Origin of the sequence: Pseudomonas sp. K5002 (assembly GCF_013386655.1) — a bacterium.
Taxonomy (GTDB): domain Bacteria; phylum Pseudomonadota; class Gammaproteobacteria; order Pseudomonadales; family Pseudomonadaceae; genus Aquipseudomonas.
In genome coordinates this window covers 1-3,404 of the sequence record NZ_JACARK010001149.1, presented here as the reverse complement: position 1 = coordinate 3,404, position 3,404 = coordinate 1, and the positions used below count along the sequence as shown (strand labels likewise).

The 3,404-nt window shown below is 63.0% G+C and carries 4 protein-coding genes; 2 read left to right on the top strand and 2 right to left on the bottom strand.

Features of this window, described 5'->3' with window-relative positions; genetic code table 11:
* The coding region (locus HX846_RS34240) for a VOC family protein (RefSeq protein WP_372242049.1) at window positions 1-197 on the bottom strand (197 nt) is incomplete at its 3' end.
* 16 nt (window positions 198-213) lie between these two features.
* A complete protein-coding gene (locus tag HX846_RS34235) occupies window positions 214-957 on the bottom strand; it encodes an SDR family NAD(P)-dependent oxidoreductase (RefSeq protein WP_177080240.1) in 744 nt (247 codons plus the stop codon).
* Between the two features lie 139 nt (window positions 958-1,096).
* On the opposite strand from HX846_RS34235, the gene HX846_RS34230 reads away from it, so the two are divergent.
* The gene (locus tag HX846_RS34230; protein WP_177008274.1) at window positions 1,097-1,993 is read left to right on the top strand and encodes an AraC family transcriptional regulator; all 897 of its coding nucleotides are present in this window, start codon (window positions 1,097-1,099) and stop codon (window positions 1,991-1,993) included.
* A 50-nt stretch (window positions 1,994-2,043) separates the two neighbouring features.
* A complete protein-coding gene (gene potE, locus HX846_RS34225) occupies window positions 2,044-3,360 on the top strand; it encodes a putrescine-ornithine antiporter (RefSeq protein WP_177047504.1) in 1,317 nt (438 codons plus the stop codon).
* Window positions 3,361-3,404: the final 44 nt, after the last annotated feature.

The window sequence follows — 3,404 nt, the reverse complement described above, 5'->3', positions numbered from 1 at the left end:
CCCTCGACCGCGCCCTCGCGCAACCAGAAGAAGATCCGCCCGTTCGCGCCGAACCCCTTGAGGTCCGGGTGGCCCGGCGGGCCGTCCTTGCCGTCGTAGTCGTGGCGCGTGGTGATGCCCAGCGGTGTCAGTGCAGCACGGTAGAAATCAATCGAGCGTTGTATGTCGCTGACCGACAAAAACAGATGATCCAGCATAGTTCAGCCTCGCTTTTCAGATGAGGTAACCGCCAGCGACCTCGATCGTCTGGGCATTGATCCAGCGGCCTTCGTCAGACAGCAACATGGCGATCACACGCGCCACGTCCTCTGGCTCCCCAACCCGACCAAGGGCGGTTTGTGCAGCCAGCAGCGCTTCGAACTCATCATTGAGCCCGCCGCCCAGTTCGGTGCGGATGGCTCCCGGAGAGACGGCATTCGCACGGATCTGCCGCTCGCCAAACTCCTTGGCCATGTAACGGGTCAGTACATCCAGCGCGCCCTTGAAGGCTGCGTAAGGTGCTACGCCAGCGGTGGCGACACGGGTTGTGGCACTGGTGAGGTTGACGATGCAGGCGTGGGCTTGCAGCAGCGGCAACAGAGTTTGAGTCAGGAAAAACGGCCCTTTGAGGTGCACATTCAGCAGGCCGTCGAACTGGGCCTCGGTGACCGATTCCAGGGGATTGAACAGTCCATAACCGGCGTTATTCACCAGGCCATTCAACCCACTCACACCCCAGGTGGCCGATAACGCCTGCTTTACCGCCTCGCCAAAACCTTGGAAGGAACTGATGTCGGCCACGTCCAATGGCAGCGCGACCGCCTTGCCGCCCGCCGATACGATCCGCTGCACAACCGCCTGGGCGGCCTCTGGATGACTGTTGTAGGTCAGGATCACGCCCATGCCTTGCCGGGCACACAGTTCTGCGGTGCTGGCACCAATGCCACGGCTGCCGCCGGTAATGAGGATAACGCCCATGTGTGGCTCCACTGCTTGCTCAAATGAGTCACCACAGTAGGCTCGCGCGCCTGCGCCGACGCAGCCGTTCCTGCTCGAAACCTGCCTGTTTCTGCTTTTTGCTTGCACAGGGCACACCTGGGCGCTCAGCATGCCCGGCATGAACACACAACTGATCGAACTGCGCGCCCTGGCCGCCAAGGCTGAAAACCGTCGCACTGAAACCGGCATCCCGCGAGTGGCCATGGTCCAGGGCGCGATTCCCGAGCACATGCTGGCCGCGGTGTACGACCCGATGATCAACCTGATCCTGCAGGGCAGCAAATCCATGACGGTGGGTGATCGCACGCTGCGATACGACCCGGCGACCTATTTCGTGATGTCCATCGAACTGCCCGCCGTGGGCACCGTGCACCCGGCGGTGACCGGCGAACCCTACCTGGCGGTCAGCCTGACCCTCGACCCGACGGTACTCGCGACGCTGCTGAGCGACTTGCCCAAACCTGCCGGGCGCTACGACCACGATGCGGGTTTTTCCGTGGCCGCCGTCACCCCCGAACTGATGGACGCCTGGCTGCGCATGCTGCGGCTGATGGGCAACCCTGAGGCGATCACAGCCCTCGCACCGGTATACGAGCGCGAGATCCTCTACCGCGTATTGCAAGGCCCCCACGGCTGGATGCTGCGTGAAATCGCCGCGCCGGACACCGCCATGGCCCGGGTGAGCCAGGCCATCCAGTGGATCCGCCGAGACTTCGCCGAACCGATCCGGGTCGAAGCCCTGGCACAGAAAGCCGCAATGAGCGTGTCGGCCTTTCACCGCCACTTCAAGGCCGTCACCAACCTGAGCCCGTTGCAGTACCAGAAGCGCGTGCGCCTGCTACAGGCGCGCACGCTGATGGTGGGCGGCGCCAGGAACGTCACCAGCGCCGCCTTCGAAGTCGGCTATGAAAGCGCCACTCAGTTCAGCCGCGATTACGCCCGGGTGTTCGGCCTGCCGCCGGCTCGCGATGCCGCGCGAATCCTCGGAGAAAACCGGAGCCCGAAGGCACGCTGACCACAACGTGCTAGCCTGCCTTCGCACGCCCCCACGACAAGGAGTTGCCGATGGCCGAGCCAAGCAAAAAGATGAGCCTGATGGGCCTGACCACCCTGGTGGCAATCAACATGATGGGCTCGGGCATCATCATGCTGCCCGCCAGCATGGCGCAATTGGGTGCGATTTCGCTGCTGTCGTGGCTGATCACCGCCGTGGGCTCGATGGCGATCGCGTACTGTTTTGCCCAGTGCGGCCTCTTCTGCACCCGCACCGGCGGCATGTCGGCCTACACCGAAGAGGCCCACGGCAAGTCCGGGTTCTTCCTCTGTTCGTTCCTGTATTTCCTGTCGCTGATCATCGCCAATGTGGCGATTGCGATTTCGGCGGTGGGCTACCTGTCGTCCTTCATCCCGTGGCTGGGCAGCGGCCCCATCCCCTTGTTCATCGGCACCCTCGGGCTGATCTGGCTGACCACCGTGGCCAACTTCGGCGGGCCGCGCCTGACCGGGCGGATCGGCGTGATCACGGTGTGGGGCGTGATCATTCCCGTGGCGGGCTTGAGCGTGATCGGCTGGTTCTATTTCAAGACGGAGGTGTTCAGCGATGCCTGGAACCCCAACCAACTGCAACTGTGGGATGCGATTGGCGCGAGTATCCCGCTGACCCTCTGGGCGTTCCTCGGCATGGAGTCCGCGGCCCAGGGCTATGACGCGGTGGAAGACCCCAAGCGCACCGTGCCGCTGGCCTGCCTGCTGGGCACCCTCGGCGCGGCGCTGGTGTATGTGCTGTCGACCACAGTGATTCAGGGCATCGTGCCCAACGCTGAACTGGCCGAGTCTTCTGCGCCGTTTGCCTTGGTGTACGCGCAGATTTTCACGCCGCTGGTGGGCGACATCATCATGGCGCTGGCGGTGGTGGCGTGTATTGGTTCGCTGTTGGGCTGGCAATTCACCTTGGCGCAAACGGCCAAGATGTCGGCGGACCAGCGTCTGTTTCCGCGCTTCTTCAGCCGGGTCAGCCGCGCCCACGCGCCGGTGTTGGGGCTGATTGCCTGCGCGGCGTTGCAGAGCTTGATTGCCTTGTCGACCATCTCGCCCACAGCCAGTGCGCAGTTCGGCAAGTTGGTGAACCTGGCGGTGGTGACCAATTTGATTCCTTACGTCACTGCGCTGACTGGGCTGCTGGTGATGATGCACAAAGCGCGGGTGGCGGCGGTGGTGTATGCGCGCAATACCACGGTGTTGCTGATTGCCGTGGGGTATTCGCTGTATGCGATTTATGCGTGTGGTGAGGAGGCGGTGTTTGGTGCGACGCTGGTGTTGGCGTTTGGGTATCTGTTGTATGGGTTTTTGGCGCGGCGGTTTATCACGGCCGGTGGTGGGTGAATATCCGTTATTTTGGTGATGGCGGAGATTGGTTCCGCTCTTAC

Bases quoted from the DNA above. Each gene is read 5' to 3' on its own strand.
- HX846_RS34235 (WP_177080240.1), bottom strand. From the start codon at position 957: ATGGGCGTTATCCTCATTACCGGCGGCAGCCGTGGCATTGGTGCCAGC.
- HX846_RS34230 (WP_177008274.1), top strand. From the start codon at position 1,097: ATGAACACACAACTGATCGAACTGCGCGCCCTGGCCGCCAAGGCTGAA.
- potE (WP_177047504.1), top strand. From the start codon at position 2,044: ATGGCCGAGCCAAGCAAAAAGATGAGCCTGATGGGCCTGACCACCCTG.